This is a genomic window from Citrobacter portucalensis (assembly GCF_002042885.1).
Classification (GTDB): Bacteria; Pseudomonadota; Gammaproteobacteria; order Enterobacterales; family Enterobacteriaceae; genus Citrobacter; species Citrobacter portucalensis.
Genome location: NZ_MVFY01000006.1, coordinates 232,440 through 251,050 on the forward strand (window position 1 = coordinate 232,440; position 18,611 = coordinate 251,050).

Consider the following 18,611-nt stretch of genomic DNA (forward strand, 5'->3'; position numbering starts at 1 on the left):
AGAAATTCTGATATTTATAACCCCGGTACCTGCCACCTGATGGACGAAAAAAATGGGTAAAGCAGTCATTGCAATTCACGGCGGCGCAGGGGCTATCACCCGTTCGCAGCTGAGCCAGGAGCAAGAGTTGCGTTATATTCAGGCGCTGTCGGATATCGTTGAAACCGGTCAGCGGATGCTTGAGGACGGTCGTAGCGCACTGGATGTGGTGACCGAAGCCGTGCGCCTGCTGGAAGAGTGTCCGTTGTTTAATGCCGGAATTGGCGCGGTGTATACCCGTGATGAAACCCATGAACTGGATGCCTGCGTGATGGACGGTAACACGCTGAATGCGGGAGCCGTCGCCGGAGTCAGCCATTTACGCAATCCGATTCTCGCGGCGCGCCTGGTAATGGAACACAGCCCACACGTCATGATGATAGGTGAAGGGGCTGAAAACTTTGCCATTGCGCAGGGTATGGAGCGCGTATCAGCGGATATTTTCTCGACGCCAGAACGCTACGCTCAACTACTGGCGGCGCGAACAGCGGGTGAAACGGTACTGGACCATAGCGCGAGCCCGCTGGATGAAAACAACAAAATGGGTACCGTGGGGGCGGTCGCGTTAGATATGTTTGGCAATCTGGCGGCCGCAACATCGACCGGGGGGATGACCAACAAATTACCTGGGCGGGTGGGTGACAGTCCGTTGGTCGGCGCAGGCTGTTATGCCAATAACGCAAGTGTGGCAGTCTCCTGCACCGGAACCGGGGAAGTCTTTATTCGTGCGCTGGCGGCCTATGACATTGCGGCGTTGATGGACTATGGCGGCCTGAGTTTATCCGAAGCGTGTGAACGCGTAGTGATGGAAAAATTACCGGCGCTTGGCGGCAGTGGCGGTTTAATTGCTATCGATCATGAGGGCAACGTGGCCTTGCCGTTTAATAGCGAAGGCATGTACCGCGCCTGGGGATACGCAGGCGATACGCCAACCACCGGTATTTATCGGGAAAAAGGAGATAGCGTTGCCACACAGTGATGAGCTTGATGCCAGCGACGTGCTGGCAGTCAGAAATCTGAATATTGCCTTTGAACAGGAGCAGCAGCGTGTCAGCGCAGTGCGTAATCTGTCATTTCGCCTGAAGCGTGGCGAAACGCTGGCGATTGTTGGTGAGTCCGGTTCAGGAAAGTCGGTGACGGCCTTGTCGCTGATGCGTCTGATTGAACAAGCAGGCGGCGAGGTAAGCTGCGATGAAATGCTGCTGCGACGCCGCAACCGGCAGGTTATTGAGCTGGGTGAACAGAGCGCATCACAAATGCGTCACGTGCGCGGTGCGGATATCGCGATGATCTTCCAGGAGCCTATGACATCGCTCAATCCGGTGTTTACCGTGGGCGAGCAGATTGCCGAGTCTATACGCTTGCACCAGGGCGCCAGTCATGAAGAGGCGATGGTAGAAGCGAAGCGGATGCTCGATCAGGTGCGTATCCCCGAGGCGAAGGCGATTTTATCGCGTTATCCACACCAGCTTTCCGGCGGTATGCGCCAGCGGGTGATGATCGCCATGGCACTGTCGTGTCGCCCTGCGGTTTTAATTGCCGATGAGCCGACGACCGCGCTGGATGTCACCATTCAGGCGCAGATCCTGCAACTGATAAAAGTGTTGCAGCAGGATATGTCGATGGGAGTGATCTTCATTACCCACGATATGGGCGTTGTGGCGGATATTGCTGACCGCGTGCTGGTGATGTATCAGGGCGAGGCGGTAGAAACCGGCAGCGTTGAACAGATTTTTCACGCTCCCCAGCATCCCTATACCAAAGCGCTGTTGGCAGCCGTGCCGCAGCTTGGGGCGATGAACGGGCATGAGCTTCCGCGCCGTTTCCCGCTCATTTCATTGCACGATCCCAGTCATGTAGAACCGCAGACCGAGCAGGACACCGTGGTTGAAGGCGAGCCTATCCTACGGGTACGTAATCTGGTGACGCGTTTTCCTCTGCGCAGCGGCATTCTAAATCGCGTGACTCGCGAGGTGCATGCAGTGGAAAACGTCAGCTTTGACCTGTGGCCGGGAGAAACGCTCTCACTGGTGGGGGAGTCGGGCTGCGGGAAATCCACCACCGGGCGGGCGCTGCTGCGCCTGGTTGAGTCTCAGCGTGGGGAAATCATTTTCAACGGACAGCGTATTGATACCCTTGCTGCCAGCAAGTTGCAGCCGCTGCGTCGGGATATTCAGTTTATCTTCCAGGATCCGTATGCCTCGCTCGATCCGCGCCAGACCGTGGGATATTCCATTCTGGAGCCGCTACGGGTACATGGGTTATTGCAGGGCGATGCGGGATCAAAACGGGTTGCATGGTTGTTGGAACGTGTAGGCTTGCTACCTGAGCATGCCTGGCGCTATCCGCACGAGTTTTCCGGCGGTCAGCGTCAACGTATCTGTATTGCACGGGCATTGGCGCTCAATCCCAAAGTGATTATTGCCGATGAATCTGTCTCGGCGCTGGATGTTTCAATTCGCGGGCAAATCATCAATCTGATGCTCGATCTGCAGCGAGAATTGGGTATCGCATACCTGTTTATTTCCCACGATATGGCGGTAGTGGAACGGATCAGTCATCGTGTGGCGGTAATGTATCTGGGGCAGATCGTTGAGATAGGCACCCGACGGGCGGTGTTTGAAAATCCGCAACATCCGTACACTCGCAAGCTGATGGCAGCAGTTCCGGTCGCCGATCCATCCCATCACCGTCCCCAGCGCGTGCTGTTGTCGGACGATATCCCCAGCAATATTCGTAAACGTGGCGAAGAGATTTCCCCCGTATCACTCCAGTTAGTTGGTCCGGGGCATTATGTTGCGCGTCCGCTACCAGAAAATGCGCTTTCGCGTTTATAACAGGCAGGCAGGGTTTAAGGAGAATAACATGACAAAAATTGTTGCTCGAAAATGGCTGGTTGCTGTGGGAGTGGCCTCTGCACTGGCCGCATCGCCTGGCTGGGCCGCCAAAGATGTAGTGGTGGCCGTGGGATCCAATTTCACGACGCTCGACCCCTATGACGCGAATGACACGTTGTCACAGGCGGTAGCGAAGTCGTTTTATCAGGGGCTGTTTGGTCTTGATAAAGAGATGAAACTGAAAAATGTGCTCGCGGAGAGTTATACGGTTTCTGATGATGGGCTGACCTATACCCTTAAGCTGCGCCAGGGCGTGAAGTTTCAGGATGGAACCGACTTCAATGCCGATGCGGTAAAAGCTAACCTCGATCGGGCCAGTAACCCGGAAAACCATCTGAAACGTTACAACCTGTATAAGAATATCGATAAAACCGAAGTCGTCGATCCGTCGACGGTGAAGATTACGCTGAAACAGCCGTTCTCTGCCTTTATCAATATTCTGGCGCACCCGGCAACGGCGATGATTTCTCCCGCCGCGCTGGAAAAATACGGTAAAGAGATCGGTTTCCATCCTGTGGGGACCGGGCCGTACCAGCTTGATACCTGGAATCAGACGGATTTTGTGAAGGTTAAGAAGTTCGCGGGCTACTGGCAGCAAGGGTTGCCAAAGCTGGATACGATTACCTGGCGTCCGGTGACCGACAACAACACGCGTGCGGCCATGCTGCAAACTGGGGAAGCGCAGTTTGCCTTCCCGATCCCATACGAGCAGGCGTCGCTGTTGGCGAAGAACAAAAACCTGGAACTGGTGGCCAGTCCGTCTATTATGCAGCGTTACATCAGCATGAACGTCACGCAAAAACCGTTCGACAACCCGAAGGTGCGTGAAGCGCTGAATTATGCCATCAACCGCCAGGCGCTGGTGAAAGTGGCTTTTGCTGGTTACGCGACGCCGGCAACCGGCGTTATCCCCCCGTCGATAGCCTATGCGCAAAGCTATACGCCGTGGCCCTACGACCCGGCGAAAGCGCGCGAACTGCTGAAAGAAGCAGGTTATCCGAACGGTTTTACCACTACGCTATGGTCTTCGCATAACCACAGTACCGCGCAGAAAGTGCTGCAATTTACCCAGCAGCAGCTGGCGCAGGTGGGCATTAAGGCTCAGGTAACAGCGATGGATGCCGGTCAGCGCGCCGCGGAAGTTGAAGGGAAAGCGCAGAAAGAGAGCGGGGTACGGATGTTCTACACCGGCTGGTCGGCGTCTACGGGCGAAGCTGACTGGGCGCTGTCACCGCTGTTTGCATCACAAAACTGGCCGCCAACTTTGTTTAATACGGCGTTCTACAGCAATAAGCAGGTGGACAGTGATTTAGCGGCAGCGTTGCAAACTAACGATCCGGCGCAGAAAGCGAAGCTGTACAAAGACGCGCAGGATATTATCTGGAAAGAGTCGCCGTGGATCCCGCTGGTGGTGGAAAAACTGATTTCGGCACACAGTACCCGGTTGACCGGGTTCTGGATTATGCCGGATACCGGATTTAGTTTTGATGATGCGGATTTAAAATAAGCTATGCATTCGGCCCCTTAGCACAGGGGCCGACGAAGGGAGCCTGATGCTTAACTATGTTTTCAAGCGCCTGCTGGGGTTGATTCCAACTCTGTTGATTGTTGCGGTGCTGGTATTTTTATTTGTTCACCTGCTACCCGGCGATCCGGCCCGGCTGATTGCCGGACCGGAAGCTGACGCCGAGGTTATTGAACTGGTGCGCAAGCAGCTGGGTCTGGACCAGCCGCTGCATGTTCAGTTCTGGCATTACATGACTAACGTGTTGCAAGGCGATTTTGGCACCTCGATGGTTTCTCGTCGCCCGGTTTCTGAAGAGATAGCCAGTCGTTTTATGCCATCACTATGGCTGACTATTGCCAGTATGGCGTGGGCGGTATTGTTTGGTATGACGGCGGGGATCATTGCTGCCGTATGGCGCAATCGCTGGCCGGACAGATTAAGCATGACGCTGGCGGTCACCGGGATCTCGTTCCCGGCGTTTGCGCTTGGCATGCTGCTGATGCAGATATTCTCCGTTGAACTCGGTTGGTTGCCTACCGTGGGCGCAGACACCTGGCTTCACTACATCCTCCCGTCTATTACGCTGGGTGCGGCGGTGGCTGCGGTGTTAGCTCGATTTACTCGCGCCTCGTTTGTTGATGTGCTCAGCGAAGATTATATGCGCACCGCGCGGGCTAAAGGGGTGAGTGAAACTTGGGTAGTGTTAAAACATGGTCTGCGTAATGCGATGATCCCGGTGGTCACCATGATGGGACTACAGTTTGGCTTTTTGCTTGGTGGTTCAATCGTGGTTGAGAAGGTGTTCAATTGGCCCGGGCTTGGGCGGCTGTTGGTGGACTCCGTCGAAATGCGCGACTACCCGGTGATTCAGGCCGAGGTGCTGTTGTTTTCTCTGGAATTTATTCTTATTAACTTAGTGGTGGATGTGCTCTACGCTGCCATTAATCCGGCTATCAGGTACAAGTAAGGATGCGATTTTTTAACTGGCGCCGACAGGCGATTTTAAATGCGATGCCCCTTGTTAAGCCAGAGCAGATACGCACACCGTGGCATGAGTTCTGGCGTCGGTTCCGTCGACAGCACATGGCGATGGTCGCTGGGCTGTTTGTATTGCTCCTGATCGTGGTAGCGATTTTTGCCCGCTGGCTGACGCCATTTGATGCCGAGAATTACTTCGATTATGACCGTCTGAATGACGGGCCATCGATGCTGCACTGGTTTGGCGTTGACTCACTGGGACGGGATATCTTTAGCCGCGTGCTGGTTGGGGCGCAAATCTCGCTGGCGGCAGGGGTCTTTGCCGTATTTATTGGCGCGGCGATTGGTACGGTTCTGGGTCTGCTGGCGGGGTACTACGAAGGCTGGTGGGATCGACTGATCATGCGAATCTGCGATGTGCTGTTCGCCTTTCCGGGGATATTGCTGGCGATAGCCGTGGTCGCTGTGCTGGGCAGCGGTATTGCTAACGTGATCATTGCCGTGGCCATTTTCTCCATTCCAGCCTTCGCGCGCCTGGTGCGTGGGAATACGCTGGTGCTGAAGCAACAGACGTTTATTGAGTCTGCGCGTAGTATTGGTGCCAGCGATGCGACCATCATCTTCAACCATATTCTGCCTGGAACGGTCTCATCGATCGTGGTCTTTTTTACCATGCGAATTGGCACGTCGATCATCTCTGCCGCGAGCCTGTCATTTCTGGGATTAGGCGCACAGCCGCCGACGCCGGAGTGGGGGGCAATGCTTAATGAAGCGCGCGCTGATATGGTGATCGCACCGCACGTGGCGATTTTCCCGGCGGTAGCGATATTCCTGACTGTGCTGGCGTTTAACTTACTGGGAGATGGTCTGCGTGACGCGCTGGACCCGAAGATAAAAGGGTAAACCGTAGGCCTGATAAGACGCTTCAGCGTCGCCATCAGGCATTGCCGGATGCGGCATAAATGCCTTATCCGGCCTACGTTGGGTTACGCTAATTAAACGCGGGTGCCCCACAGATCGTATTCATCTGCGTTTTCGACCTTCACGCGGATGATATCGCCAGGTTTCACCTTGGTTTCACCATTCAGGTATACCGCGCCGTCGATTTCTGGAGCATCAGCCATGCTACGACCAATTGCGCCTTCTTCGTCAACTTCATCAACGATAACCAGAATCTCGCGGCCCACTTTCTCTTGCAAACGTTCAGCAGAGATCTGCTGCTGCAATTGCATAAAGCGGTTCCAGCGTTCTTCTTTCACCTCTTCCGGGATTTGATCCGGCAGGTCATTAGCGCCAGCGCCTTCTACCGGGCTGTATTTAAAGCAGCCCACGCGATCCAGACGCGCTTCCTTCAGGAAGTCGAGCAACATCTGGAAGTCTTCTTCCGTTTCACCCGGGAAACCAACAATGAAAGTGGATCGCAACGTCAGTTCAGGGCAGATTTCACGCCACTGCTTGATGCGCGCCAGCTGTCTGTCCACGGAGCCCGGGCGTTTCATCAGTTTAAGAATACGCGGGCTGGCATGCTGTAACGGGATGTCCAGATACGGCAGGATTTTGCCTTCCGCCATCAGCGGGATCACATCATCAACGTGCGGGTAAGGGTAGACGTAATGCAGGCGCGTCCAGATCCCCAGTTTTGATAACTGTTCGCACAGATCAACCATGCTGGTTTTGACCGGCTCGCCGTTATGGAAACCGGTACGATGCTTCACATCTACACCGTACGCAGAGGTATCCTGAGAGATTACCAGAATCTCTTTCACGCCCGCATCGACCAGACGCTTGGCTTCGCTGAGGACGTCGCCAATCGGACGGCTCACCAGATCGCCGCGCATGGAGGGAATAATGCAGAACGTGCAGCGGTGGTTACAGCCCTCGGAAATCTTCAGATAGGCGTAATGGCGAGGAGTCAGCTTGACGCCCTGCTCAGGAACCAGACTCTGGAACGGGTTGTGTTTTGGTTTTGGCACATAGTGGTGAACGTGCTCCAGAACCTGTTCATAGCTATGCGGCCCGGTGATTTCCAGCACCTTCGGGTGGACTTCACGGATCTGATCGACTTTCGCGCCCAGACAGCCGGTGACGATCACCTTACCGTTCTCGTTCAGCGCTTCGCCAATTGCTTCCAGGGACTCCTGAACCGCACTGTCGATAAAGCCGCAGGTATTAACGATAACCATATCCGCGTCGTCGTAGCTTGGCACAACATCATAGCCTTCGGTACGAAGTTCGGTCAGGATGCGCTCAGAATCGACGAGGTTTTTCGGACAACCTAGTGATATAAAACCAATTTTTGCCATTTTCTTATACTGTACATTGCTCGTAATCGGGGGATTATACAGATGCCTTCACGGTACATCTATATCTGATCAGCATAAGACGGAGAGAATAAAGAGCGATACCTATAAAGAGTAGATCGGTCAGTGAAAGGTGTTTAGTGAGTCTAATTCCGGCTTTAAGTGCCGCTTCTTGGCTATAGGCACTCATTATCGTAAATTTTATCTCGTCGAGCGTTACTAATGAGGTTAAATTTGAAAGATATTGTTTTGAAGTCGAAACTTGAAATGGCTAAAACTCTTTATGCTAATGGTGTGAGTTTATATTATATCTCGCTTGCCACAGGCTTAAGTTGGCGTGTATTAATGACAGAATTAACGTTTATCGCCAGTCATGAAAATATTCGACAAAAAGCTAACGCTCACGTACCCAAACTTTAAATAATTCACCTGTCTATTACCATCCTACAAAATTTGAAAGGTAACGTTAATATGTATATTTCGCCACTTCCGGTCGTCACGGACTCTGATGTTGATAAACTTAGAGATGATATTGCTAATAAACTTTTATTCATAATTGGCAAAGATCCCGCAATCGCCACGAAACGGGAGTGGCTTAATGCGACGTTATATGCGGTACGCGATCGGATGGTCGAGCGCTGGCACCGTTCTAATCGGGCGCAATTCTCTCAGGATGCGCGCCAGGTATATTATCTGTCGATGGAATTTTTAATTGGTCGTACGCTATCCAATGCATTGCTCTCTTTAGGTATTTATGACGAAGTCAGAAGCGCGCTGGAGGCAATGGGGCTTGAACTGGAAGAACTGATTGACGAAGAAAACGATCCCGGATTAGGTAATGGTGGTCTCGGTCGTCTGGCGGCCTGCTTCCTTGATTCACTGGCGACGCTTGGGTTGCCGGGATGTGGATACGGTATTCGTTATAACTACGGTATGTTCAAACAAAATATCGTTAACGGTGTACAAAAAGAGTCGCTCGATTATTGGCTGGAATACGGTAATCCATGGGAGTTTAAACGTCATAATACGCATTATAAAGTACGTTTTGGCGGGCGTGTTCAACAGGAGGGGAATAAAACCCGCTGGCTTGAAACCGAGGATATTCTGGCCGTGGCGCATGATCAAATTATTCCAGGTTATGCGACGGACACGACTAATACGTTACGCTTGTGGAACGTGCAGGTGAATAGCGAAGTTAATGCGGGCAAACTGAATCAGCAGGACGACTTTGCTACTGAAGTGGAAAACAAATACCACTTCGATCGTATCTCGCGGGTTTTGTACCCGGATGATTCCACCGATGCGGGGCGTGAATTGCGTTTACGCCAGGCCTATTTCCTGGCCTCGGCGACGATTCAGGATATTCTGAGTCGTCATTATCAGTTGTACAAAACTTACGACAATCTGGCCGATAAAATTGCGATTCACCTTAATGATACGCATCCGGTACTGGCGATCCCTGAGTTGATGCGTTTATTGATTGATCATCATCAGTTTAGTTGGGATAACGCGTTTGACGTGACTTGTCAGATTTTTTCTTATACCAACCATACGTTGATGAGTGAGGCGCTGGAGACCTGGCCAGTAGAAATGCTAAGTCGAATTTTGCCGCGCCATTTGCAGATTATTTTTGAGATTAACGATCGTTTTCTGAAGACCTTACAGGAACGTTATCGTAATGACAGCGATCTGCTAAAACGTGTGTCGTTAATTGATGAGTCCAATGGTCGTGTGGTGCGTATGGCCTGGCTGGCGGTAGTTGTCAGTCATAAGGTAAACGGCGTGTCGGCATTGCATTCAAAACTGATGACCGAATCACTGTTTGCAGATTTTGCGAATATTTTTCCCCTGCGTTTCACCAACGTAACCAATGGTGTGACTGCGCGTCGTTGGCTGGCGCTGGCGAATCCACCGCTTGCCAAAGTGCTGGACGAAAATATCGGTGACAGCTGGCGGACTAAATTAATGCAGTTGGGCGAGCTGAAGCTGTTTATAGATTATCCGTCGGTGAATGAGGCTGTGCATCGTGCGAAACGTAACAATAAGCAGCGACTGGCGCACCATATTGCCACCCACTATGGCGTGGTGGTGAATCCTGATGCGCTGTTTGATGTGCAGGTGAAACGCATCCACGAGTACAAGCGGCAACTCATGAATGTGCTCCACGTTATTACACGCTATAACCGAATTAAAGCCGCGCCGGATGCCAACTGGGTACCGCGAGTGAATATCTTTGCCGGAAAAGCAGCCTCCTCTTATCACATGGCAAAACAAATTATTCGCTTGATTAACGATGTGGCGCAGTTAGTCAATAACGATCCGCAGATTGGCGGCAAACTGAAAGTAGTGTTTATCCCGGATTACAGCGTCAGTCTCGCTCAGCTAATTATTCCGGCAGCCGATCTGTCAGAGCAAATTTCCCTGGCCGGGACGGAAGCCTCCGGGACCAGCAATATGAAATTCGGTATGAATGGTGCGCTCACTATCGGTACGCTCGACGGTGCGAATATCGAAATGCGCGAATACGTTGGGGAAGATAACATCTTTATCTTTGGCAATACGGCGAATCAGGTTGAAACTCTGCGACGTGATGGCTATGACCCGAGGCACATCTTTGAAAAGGATGAGGAACTTCATCAGGTGCTGACGCAAATCGGTACGGGGATGTTTAGTCCGCAGGAGCCAGGGCGTTATAGGGAGGTGTTGGATTCATTGATTAACTTCGGCGACTACTATCAGGTGTTGGCAGATTACCGCAGCTATGTAGATTGTCAGGATGCGGTGGACGAGTTGTATCGTACTCCCCGGGAGTGGACGACAAAAACCATGCATAATATTGCTAACATGGGGTATTTCTCGTCGGACAGAACGGTTCAGGAATATGCCGACCATATCTGGCGCATAGCAAAAATACGCGTGTAGCCAGTATTTCTAACGCTCAGCCTCTCTGGTTTTCATAACAGGGAGGCTGTTTGCAAATCAGCCAGAATAGGTGAGAGGATTTTGTGGGTATTACTTTCTTTGCGCGATGAGGCAAACACGCTAAATTGTGGTAAGGGAAACGGAGTGTTTATTTTTTTTAGTCCATACAGGTGAGCGTGTGTTTCAAATACCTTTTCCGGGATTACCCCTAAACAATGTGTATTGGACACAATCGTCAGAATCGCCGTAAACGATGAGGTAAGCAGGCAGCGTTCTCCGGTTCTAAATTTTTTATCCACAATACTGCGATGATAAATGATTTTCTCATTCTTAGTATTGTAACCGACCAGGTTAGCGTTTCTGAATTGCGCTTCACTGATGGTGTTACCATATAAAGAATTATTCTGCGAGGCCGCCAGCACCAGGCGCATATCGCATATTTTCTGGCATGAAAGACTTGCTGACTCTACAGAAAAGGTAGAAAAAACGGCATCTGCCTGACGCATATTCAGCAGTTCAATAATACTCTGTTCATTCAGGTCGGCGGTAAGGTGCAGGAGGCTGATATCGGCGTCAGTCTCGATTATTCTGGCGGTGACATCTGGAATAACGATAGGGGAAATAAAAGATTCCGTATAAAGCGTTAACCTTTTTTTGGTGGCAGGCGTGGAAAGCGGCATCAGCGTTGACAGCTTATCGATAATTGGGATTGTATTATCATACAGTTCATCAGAATAGACCGTCGGTAACAGTGCATTCCCGCTACGGACAAACAGATTATCCCCCATCATTTCGCGCAGTTTTCTTAATGACTGGCTGACGGCGGAAGGTGAGATGTTCAGCATGTCAGCGACTCTGGAAATGCTACCCACGCTATAGATCAAACAGAAAATGGTCAGCAGATTGAGATCTATTTTTGATAGTGTGCGTATCTTTTCTGCATCATTTGCTTTCGACATAGACCCCTCATCATCAACACCATGGCAGTAACCACATCAGGTATAGCAAAAAAAGTCAGGCGAGTCAGACACAGAGCGCCTTCGATAAGCGTACCGGATGAAGTTGTAACATTGTAAATTATGTTAATCAATTGGGCTTTATTGATGTAGGACATCTATTTGTTCAAAAAACAACCATACTATTAAGTTGCACCATAGTTGGAAAGAGGAGGAACAAAGTATGGTTGTTGACAGACTGAGAACCGATCTTCTCAACAAATTGATAAACGCCCGTATCGAACTTGCCGCTTATCTGCAGTTGAGAAAAGCGAAAGGCTACATGTCAGTTAGCGAGAGCGATCGCCTGCGTGATGTTTTTTTTGCACTGAATCGCGAATTGCACGAGCAATCACGGCTTCACGGTATGCATCTTGATCAGGAAGAGTGGAATGCCCTTCATCGTGCTGAAGGGGCGTTAGCCGCCGCCGCGGTTTGTCTTATGAGTGGACATCACGATTGTCCAACGTTTATCGCCGTTAACGCAGAGAAACTGGAAAACTGCCTGACAACGCTGACGCTAAGTATCCAGAGTTTGCAATCTTACCCAACGCTGGAACACGTCTGAATCAGGGGGAGGGCGCTCCCCCTTTTCGTCAAGATTATGTAAATGTAGCGGGATAATTCCCCTTGCTGGCTACGCTTTATGCAGAGCCATTAAGGAGGTGTTATGCGTCGACTCTTTCTCTGTGCTATTCCACTTGCGCTATTTTCCACTTATGCCGCCGCGGTAAAAGTGGAAGTGCTGCAAACTAAACTCGATCACCCATGGTCACTGGCTTTTTTACCCGATAACCGCGGTATGCTCATTACGCTCAAAGGTGGACAGCTTCGACTCTGGCAGCCTGATAAAGGGCTTTCCGACCCGCTGACCGGCGTACCAAAAGTTTGGGCAAATGGTCAGGGAGGACTGCTTGATGTGGCGTTAGCACCGGATTTTGCACAATCTCGCCGGGTATGGCTAAGCTTCGCTGAAGCCGACCGCGAAGGCAAAGCGGGCACTGCGGTAGGCTACGGGCGATTGAGTGACGATCTCAAACATCTGCAAGGATTTCAGACCGTTTTTCGCCAACAGCCAAAGCTTTCCACCGGAAACCATTTTGGTGGACGTCTGGTATTTGATGGTAACGGTTATCTGTTTATTGGCCTTGGGGAGAATAATCAACGCGCTACCGCCCAGGACCTGGATAAATTGCAGGGTAAATTAGTCCGACTGACCGACGAGGGAAAAATTCCGCCGGATAATCCGTTTGTGAACATGGCAGGAGCGCGGGCAGAGATTTGGTCGTATGGCATCCGCAACCCGCAGGGGATGGCGATGAATCCGTGGAGTGATGTGCTGTGGCTCAATGAGCATGGTCCACGCGGAGGCGATGAAATCAATATCCCTGAGAAAGGGAAAAACTACGGCTGGCCTATCGCGACCTGGGGTGTTAACTACAGTGGTTTGAAAATTCCCGAAGCAAAAGGTCAAATTGTTGCAGGCACAGAACAACCCATCTTTTACTGGGAAAAGTCGCCGGCGGTTAGTGGAATGGCTTTTTACAATAGCGATACCTTCCCGCAGTGGCGGCAGAAGTTGTTCATCGGCGCGTTGAAAGATAAAGAAGTGATCGTGCTGAGCGTTAAAGGGAATACGGTCACTGAGGATGGTCGTCTGTTGCAGGAAAGGGGGCAGCGGATCCGTGATGTGCGCGTCGGACCAGACGGTTATTTGTACGTGTTAACCGACGAGTCCGACGGGGAATTACTGAAAGTGAGTCCCTGATTTGGTTAGCTGACCGGGATCATCACGATTTTTTGAAACGCCGGTCGCTCGGTCAGTTGTTGATACCAGCGTTCCAGATGCGGGCGCGGGGTCCAGCTCAGACCAACGTTGAACAGGTTATAGATGAACGGTGCAACAGCGATATCCGCCGTGCCAAATTCGGCCCCGGAGAACCATGGCTGGTCTGCCAGCGCGTTATCCAGAATGGCAAACAGGTTCTCGCAAACTTGCTTACTTGCCTCAATGGCCGCCATATCGCGCTGATCGGCAGGTGTTCTGACCAGACCAAATAAGATAACCCGGTGCGCAGGGCTTAGAGTCTGATTTGCCCAGTCCATCCATTTTTCACCGACTGCGCGCGCGGCCGGGGCGTCAATCCACAAACGTTTTTGTCCGTACTGAGCGGCCAGATAGCGGACAATGGTATTGGATTCCCACAGAACAACGTCTGTTTCATCATCGCGTAGCAGCGGGACCAGTCCGTTCGGGTTCAGTGCCAGATAGTCGGCATCGCGGTTACCGCCATGCTGTCCGCCCGCCAGAATTTGGTTATACGGCAGTTCCAGTTCCTCGAGCGTCCACAATACTTTTTTTACGTTGGTCGAGTTATTGCGACCCCACAGTGTAATCATAGTAACCCCGCAAATTAATTGAGCAGCTTTATGGCTGCAGATGCCATCTGACTAGCTCACATGGTGGGGTAAACCTAATATTTACGCAACAAAGTCTAAAAAAATCGTGCCAGGAGCAGCGCAGCGCGGCGTTATTGCATAAACTTTAAAAACTTTACCAACTTACGGTTTCTTTAAGCTCGTTAGTGCGTTATTACTCACCGCACTTATTTTACACGTCATCCATCAGACTTTTTCTGCATGGGTTGGTCGAGGTCGCTTGGCCGGTTTTGTGTAAACACGGTGTGGTATGACGTGGTTTTTTGGAATGGATACTCGGGTGGCATTTATGACGCAATACTTCTCTTCACTTCGCAGCTTTGCTGCAGGTTCTGCACTCTTAATCCTTTTGGCGCCGACCGTACAGGCGGCGGAGCAACCGACGGCCCCGCCGAGCGTGGACGCGCGTGCGTGGATTCTGATGGATTACGCCAGTGGTAAGGTGCTGGCGGAAGGTAATGCTGATGAGAAACTGGATCCTGCCAGTCTGACCAAAATCATGACCAGCTATGTGGTTGGGCAGGCGCTGAAGGCCGGAAAAATTAACCTCAACGACATGGTCACTGTGGGCAAAGACGCATGGGCGACCGGTAATCCAGCCCTGCGCGGTTCGTCGGTCATGTTCCTCAAGCCCGGCGATCAGGTCGCGGTGTCCGATCTGAATAAAGGCGTTATCATTCAGTCAGGTAACGATGCCTGTATTGCACTCGCTGATTACGTTGCCGGTAGCCAGGAATCCTTTATTGGTCTGATGAACGGCTATGCGAAAAAACTGGGGCTGACAAACACGACTTTCCAGACGGTACACGGCCTGGATGCGGCAGGACAGTTCAGTACCGCGCGTGATATGGCGTTGCTCGGGAAGGCGTTAATCCACGATGTGCCGGAAGAGTACGCTATTCACAAAGAGAAAGAATTTACCTTCAATAAAATACGTCAACCGAACCGCAACCGTCTGTTGTGGAGCACCAACCTGAACGTGGACGGTATGAAAACCGGGACCACTGCCGGGGCGGGATACAACCTGGTGGCCTCCGCGACCCAGGGTGATATGCGCCTGATCTCCGTGGTGCTGGGAGCAAAAACCGACCGCATTCGTTTCAATGAGTCAGAAAAACTGCTGACCTGGGGTTTCCGTTTCTTTGAAACCGTTACGCCGATCAAGCCGGATGCGACTTTCGTCACCCAGCGCGTCTGGTTTGGCGATAAGAGTGAAGTGAATCTGGGCGCCGGAGAAGGGGGTTCTGTGACCATTCCGCGTGGCCAGCTCAAAAACCTGAAGGCCAGCTTTACCCTGACTGAACCACAGCTAACTGCACCGCTGAAGAAAGGTCAGGTTGTGGGCACTATCGACTTCCAGTTGAACGGAAAATCCATTGAGCAGCGTCCGTTGATGGTGATGGAAGATGTGGAAGAGGGTGGTTTCTTTAGCCGCATGTGGGACTTTGTGATGATGAAATTCCACCAGTGGTTTGGTGGTTGGTTCTCTTAATCTTATCTATTGCCGGATGGCGCAATCGCCGTCCGGCAGTATCTGTTAGTACTTCAGCGTGATACGTTGTGCTTTAGCGTACTCAACAAATGCCTCGTCAGGACGGCTGTCGCTGATGATGGTATCAAAGCGTTTTAATTCCCCCATCCTCGCAGGTCGCACCTTGCCAAACTTGCTGTGATCGACCACCAAAACGTGATGCTGCGCCATCGACATCGCCCAGTGCTTCACCGGCAGTTCTTCCAGATTAAAACAGGTCGCGCCTTTTTCGATGTGAACACCTGCTGCGGAATAAAAGGCGATATCCGGACAGAGGTTGTTCAGCGTTTCCTGGAAATCGAGCGGTTTAAAAATCGCGTTACTGGCATGGAATTCACCACCACACAGAATGACGCGGCACTGCGGTTTTTCCTGCAGCACCAGAAACGTATTCAACGAGTAGCAGATTGCGGTGAAGGGCAGTTCATTGTCGATCGCTTCAATGATCCACGGCGTGGTCGTACCGCAATCGAAAAAGATGGTCTGATGCGCCTGCACGAGACTCGCCGCCTGCTGGGCAGCACGACGCTTTTCATCAACCAGACGGGATTTTTGATCGCTGATTAAATAGTGGTTAGCGCTGCGGGGTTCCAGAACAATATAGCCCCCGAGCAGCACGACGGGAGCATCATGATTATTCAGGTCGCGACGAATGGTCATCTCAGATACGCCCAGCAACGTCGCGGCTTCTTTGAGGTGTAATTTATCGCTGCGTTTCAGTGCCTGCAGTAATTGACCAATACGCTCGTCGCGTCGAGTTTCCATAGTTCCCCTGGAGAATAGAATAAGTGCTTAGTTTCGCGCTTAATACTACTCTTTTTACCGCGGGTTAGTCACGTACCCAACCTTTACGGATGGGGAGAGCGAAGCAGGTGCGATAGCACGTCTGCAGGCCGAGGTACAAGGTTGTGCCGAACCGTTGCCAGATCATCTGGGCGCTCAGACAGCCGATCAACCCGGCCAGAAATCCGCCCAGCATATCCAGCGGCCAGTGAACGCCAAGGTAAACTCGTGACCAGGCAATCGCCACGGCGACAACCATCAGCAGAGCACCCGTCCACAAGCGATGCCAGAACAGGAAGGCCAGAGCAAAGGTAAAGATAACCGTACCGTGGTCGCTCGGGAAAGAGTCATCTGCCGCATGGTGCAGGAAGTTATAGCCGATGTGGTTAACGAACGGACGATCGTGGGGGAAAAGATGCCCCATCAGCCAGGAAATCGTCAGACCGACTACCAACGCAATGGCCATTTTGATGACCAACTGGCGCTGGAGCGTAACCTGACCACGAGGTCCCCAAAGCCAGAGCACAACGGCTAACAGCGGCACTATGCTGATCAGATCTTTGGCAATGAAAATGGCGAGCGAAATTGCCCATTGCGCAGAGTCGGGTGTTGCATTGATCAAGTAAAAAAGCGAATTGTTCAGATTTTCCAGCATAACGTCCAGACTCAGTGTAATCGTTAAATAGACCCATTTGGGGAGAGCATAAAATTGCTTTCACGGGATAAAAAGCGGTCTTGTCTTATTTGCCTGTTAAATGACGATTTTTAAGACAATTAATGAGACTTATTGAGCATGATAGCGGTCTCAACTTAAATTAACCTTAAAGCAAAATGTTCTTGAGCAAATGAGTGTAAAAATGTGCGCATTTTGCTTTCAAATCACATAATTCACTATCACCAGTACGGCGCATTTATTACACTTTGCGCGATTTTTCTATAGTTAAGAGATTGCATGCAGAACCGTTTATCTTCAGGCGTCCGTTTGGGACGTCAGGCATTACTTTTCCCGCTCTGTCTGGTGCTTTACGAATTCTCCACTTATATCGGCAACGATATGATCCAGCCCGGAATGTTGGCGGTGGTGGCGCAATATAACGCCGGATTAGATTGGGTACCTACGTCCATGACCGCCTATCTGGCAGGCGGCATGTTTTTGCAGTGGTTGTTAGGACCGCTGTCGGACCGTATTGGTCGTCGTCCGGTAATGTTAACCGGTGTGATCTGGTTCATCGTTACCTGCCTTGCAACCCTGCTTGCACAGAATATTGAGCAATTTACCTTCCTGCGTTTTTTGCAGGGGATAAGCCTGTGCTTTATTGGTGCGGTGGGTTACGCCGCCATTCAGGAATCCTTTGAAGAAGCGGTCTGCATAAAAATTACCGCGCTGATGGCAAACGTGGCGCTGATTGCGCCACTGCTGGGTCCGTTGGTAGGCGCAGCCTGGGTACATGTTCTGCCGTGGGAAGGGATGTTTATCCTGTTTGCTGCTCTGGCGGCCATCTCCTTTTTTGGTCTGCAACGCGCGATGCCGGAAACGGCAACCCGGCTTGGTGAAAAGCTGTCCATTAAAGAGTTGGGCAAGGATTATAAGCTGGTGCTGAGGAACGTGCGCTTCGTTGCAGGCGCACTGGCGTTGGGTTTTGTCAGCCTGCCGTTACTGGCGTGGATTGCGCAGTCCCCGATTATTATCATCAGTGGTGAACATCTCAGCAGCTACGAATATGGTCTGTTGCAGGTACCGATTTTTGGCGCGTTGATTGCCGGTAACCTGGTGCTGGCGCGTCTGACTTCGCGAAAAACCGTGCGTTCGCTAATTATCATGGGCGGCTGGCCAATCGCCGTTGGCCTGATTATTGCTGCTGCGGCCACGGTAGTGTCATCTCATGCATATCTATGGATGACGGCAGGTTTGAGTATCTATGCGTTTGGCATTGGCGTGGCGAATGCGGGGCTGGTGCGCCTGACGCTGTTTGCCAGCGAAATGAGTAAGGGTACTGTTTCTGCCGCAATGGGTATGTTGCAGATGCTGATTTTTACCGTCGGTATTGAGTTGAGCAAACACGCGTATCTGCTTGGAGGGAACGGCTTGTTCAGCTTGTTCAATCTGGCAAGCGGCGTACTGTGGCTGATTTTGATGGTTATCTTCCTGAAAGATAAACGGGTAGGGAATTCCCGGGAAGGTTAAGGCCCGGTTGTCCGCAATCCAGCGCAGATAAGCAT

16 protein-coding genes are annotated in these 18,611 nt (G+C 51.5%); 11 read left to right on the forward strand and 5 right to left on the reverse strand.

Annotated elements, in window-relative coordinates; genetic code table 11:
- Window positions 1-52 precede the first annotated feature (52 nt).
- Genes iaaA through gsiD form a run of 5 tightly spaced genes read left to right on the forward strand, consistent with a single transcriptional unit; the run spans window position 53 to window position 6,324 of the window.
- A complete protein-coding gene (gene iaaA / locus BZK40_RS11450) occupies window positions 53-1,018 on the forward strand; it encodes a beta-aspartyl-peptidase (RefSeq protein ID WP_003836974.1) in 966 nt (321 codons plus the stop codon).
- Window positions 1,005-2,876 carry a glutathione ABC transporter ATP-binding protein GsiA gene (gene gsiA, locus BZK40_RS11455; protein WP_079934655.1) on the forward strand — a complete coding sequence of 624 codons (1,872 nt, stop codon included), beginning with the start codon at window positions 1,005-1,007 and terminating at the stop codon, window positions 2,874-2,876. Before iaaA ends, gsiA begins: the two co-directional genes overlap by 14 nt.
- 28 nt (window positions 2,877-2,904) lie before the next feature.
- Window positions 2,905-4,443 (forward strand): glutathione ABC transporter substrate-binding protein GsiB, encoded by a 1,539-nt coding sequence (gene gsiB, locus BZK40_RS11460; protein ID WP_079934656.1) that lies wholly within the window; start codon window positions 2,905-2,907, stop codon window positions 4,441-4,443.
- A 46-nt stretch (window positions 4,444-4,489) separates the two neighbouring features.
- The gene (gene gsiC / locus BZK40_RS11465; protein WP_032942797.1) at window positions 4,490-5,410 is read left to right on the forward strand and encodes a glutathione ABC transporter permease GsiC; all 921 of its coding nucleotides are present in this window, start codon (window positions 4,490-4,492) and stop codon (window positions 5,408-5,410) included.
- Window positions 5,411-5,412: 2 nt separating this feature from the next.
- Window positions 5,413-6,324: a glutathione ABC transporter permease GsiD gene (gene gsiD, locus BZK40_RS11470; protein WP_032942798.1), complete on the forward strand. Its 912-nt coding sequence runs from the start codon at window positions 5,413-5,415 to the stop codon at window positions 6,322-6,324.
- Between the two features lie 92 nt (window positions 6,325-6,416).
- Here the strand turns inward: gsiD and rimO are convergent, their stop codons facing one another.
- Window positions 6,417-7,724, reverse strand: a complete 1,308-nt coding sequence (gene rimO / locus BZK40_RS11475; RefSeq protein ID WP_003831616.1) for a 30S ribosomal protein S12 methylthiotransferase RimO — start codon at window positions 7,722-7,724, stop codon at window positions 6,417-6,419.
- A 231-nt stretch (window positions 7,725-7,955) separates the two neighbouring features.
- On the opposite strand from rimO, the gene BZK40_RS11480 reads away from it, so the two are divergent.
- Window positions 7,956-8,141 (forward strand): glycine cleavage system protein T, encoded by a 186-nt coding sequence (locus tag BZK40_RS11480; protein ID WP_223240755.1) that lies wholly within the window; start codon window positions 7,956-7,958, stop codon window positions 8,139-8,141.
- A 51-nt stretch (window positions 8,142-8,192) separates the two neighbouring features.
- Window positions 8,193-10,643, forward strand: coding sequence for a glycogen phosphorylase (gene glgP / locus BZK40_RS11485; RefSeq protein WP_079934657.1), 2,451 nt, complete (start codon window positions 8,193-8,195; stop codon window positions 10,641-10,643).
- Window positions 10,644-10,675: 32 nt separating this feature from the next.
- Here the strand turns inward: glgP and BZK40_RS11490 are convergent, their stop codons facing one another.
- Window positions 10,676-11,602: a LysR family transcriptional regulator gene (locus BZK40_RS11490; protein ID WP_048214596.1), complete on the reverse strand. Its 927-nt coding sequence runs from the start codon at window positions 11,600-11,602 to the stop codon at window positions 10,676-10,678.
- A gap of 220 nt (window positions 11,603-11,822) precedes the next feature.
- Between BZK40_RS11490 and bssR the strand changes: the two genes are divergently transcribed.
- Together bssR and BZK40_RS11500 are read left to right on the forward strand one after the other, a co-directional pair.
- Window positions 11,823-12,206 carry a biofilm formation regulator BssR gene (gene bssR / locus BZK40_RS11495; protein WP_079934658.1) on the forward strand — a complete coding sequence of 128 codons (384 nt, stop codon included), beginning with the start codon at window positions 11,823-11,825 and terminating at the stop codon, window positions 12,204-12,206.
- A 102-nt stretch (window positions 12,207-12,308) separates the two neighbouring features.
- Window positions 12,309-13,406, forward strand: a complete 1,098-nt coding sequence (locus BZK40_RS11500) for a PQQ-dependent sugar dehydrogenase (RefSeq protein WP_032942802.1) — start codon at window positions 12,309-12,311, stop codon at window positions 13,404-13,406.
- Window positions 13,407-13,411: 5 nt separating this feature from the next.
- Here the strand turns inward: BZK40_RS11500 and BZK40_RS11505 are convergent, their stop codons facing one another.
- Window positions 13,412-14,038 carry a glutathione S-transferase family protein gene (locus BZK40_RS11505; protein WP_032942804.1) on the reverse strand — a complete coding sequence of 209 codons (627 nt, stop codon included), beginning with the start codon at window positions 14,036-14,038 and terminating at the stop codon, window positions 13,412-13,414.
- Window positions 14,039-14,366: 328 nt separating this feature from the next.
- Between BZK40_RS11505 and dacC the strand changes: the two genes are divergently transcribed.
- On the forward strand, window positions 14,367-15,569 hold the full coding sequence (gene dacC, locus BZK40_RS11510) for a serine-type D-Ala-D-Ala carboxypeptidase (protein ID WP_020996521.1): 1,203 nt from the start codon (window positions 14,367-14,369) through the stop codon (window positions 15,567-15,569).
- Window positions 15,570-15,614: 45 nt separating this feature from the next.
- Here dacC and deoR read toward each other — a convergent pair whose 3' ends face one another.
- Both deoR and ybjG read right to left on the reverse strand, forming a co-directional pair.
- Entirely contained in the window at window positions 15,615-16,373 is a 759-nt protein-coding gene (deoR, locus tag BZK40_RS11515) for a DNA-binding transcriptional repressor DeoR (RefSeq protein ID WP_032942805.1), read from the reverse strand.
- A gap of 64 nt (window positions 16,374-16,437) precedes the next feature.
- Window positions 16,438-17,046: an undecaprenyl-diphosphate phosphatase gene (gene ybjG, locus BZK40_RS11520; protein WP_079934659.1), complete on the reverse strand. Its 609-nt coding sequence runs from the start codon at window positions 17,044-17,046 to the stop codon at window positions 16,438-16,440.
- Window positions 17,047-17,343: 297 nt separating this feature from the next.
- Between ybjG and BZK40_RS11525 the strand changes: the two genes are divergently transcribed.
- The gene (locus BZK40_RS11525) at window positions 17,344-18,576 is read left to right on the forward strand and encodes an MFS transporter (protein ID WP_008784235.1); all 1,233 of its coding nucleotides are present in this window, start codon (window positions 17,344-17,346) and stop codon (window positions 18,574-18,576) included.
- Window positions 18,577-18,611 lie beyond the last annotated feature (35 nt).